Source organism: Stenotrophomonas sp. P5_B8, from assembly GCF_054049855.1.
On record NZ_JBFULO010000776.1, the window covers coordinates 1 to 883 of the forward strand.

Sequence of the window (883 nt, forward strand, 5' to 3'; positions counted from 1 at the left end):
GTTCGGGCATTGCAGCCTTATATTCGTAATATTGAGCACCTGCGGATTGAGACCATGAGAGTTCCAGACCTTTATCCCAATCCAAGCTCACTTTTCGCGACGTAACATTTAGTGGTGCTGGAGGGGCGGGAAGCTGGACATCATGACGCCCAATGATGCTCCATGGACCACAGCCGCCCTCACTACAGGCGTTGACTCGATATTGATAAGTTCCTGGCAACCGAGAAGCGAATTGCCGGGAAGTGGCGGGATTTTCGCTAATTTGAGCCCAGCCACCTGCGTTGACCGACTCTTCAAGACGATAGAAGGTGGCATCCGCCACAGCCGCCCAATAGAGCGTATAGGTCCCTGTTGATTGGGCAGGAATCGTCAGGATCGGAGCCATTGCCGGAACTGGGATCGGCAGGTGGCGAACCGTGGCCGACGCGCTCCAGGGACTGCACTCATTTCCTTGACACGCGCGAATCTGATACTGCCTCACGCCCTTCGGAACTCCAGTCACAGCGTGATTCGTCGCACCACCTGCGTACAAGCTGCCCCAGGTTGAACCACCGTCCGCAGACATGCGGAGCTCATAACGCGTCGCACCTTGCACAGCATTCCAGGCCAGCGTGTAACTACCCGTCTGGACGGAGGCAGGCGCGGACAACACGGGTGCGGCCAATCCGGTAGTGTTCTCGACTCGAGCAATGAGGTGAGCACCCAGGCTGATGTACTCAATCTCCTTTCGAGTCCGCTTATTATGCTGGTGACGCAGCACTCCGTCGTTGCCGTAGAACGAGAAGATATCCCCGTCAGCGGCGCTGTAGCTCGCTACGCGACGACCATGCGCATCGTATGCGTATGACTCCCTTCCCTTTGCGTCACGGAGTCGATTCCCTTG

At 57.0% G+C, this 883-nt stretch carries 1 pseudogene; it reads right to left on the bottom strand.

Features of this window, described 5'->3' with window-relative positions:
* Positions 1–385, bottom strand: a pseudogene (locus tag ACXJKH_RS21390) (hypothetical protein); the annotation flags it as partial.
* Positions 386–883: the final 498 nt, after the last annotated feature.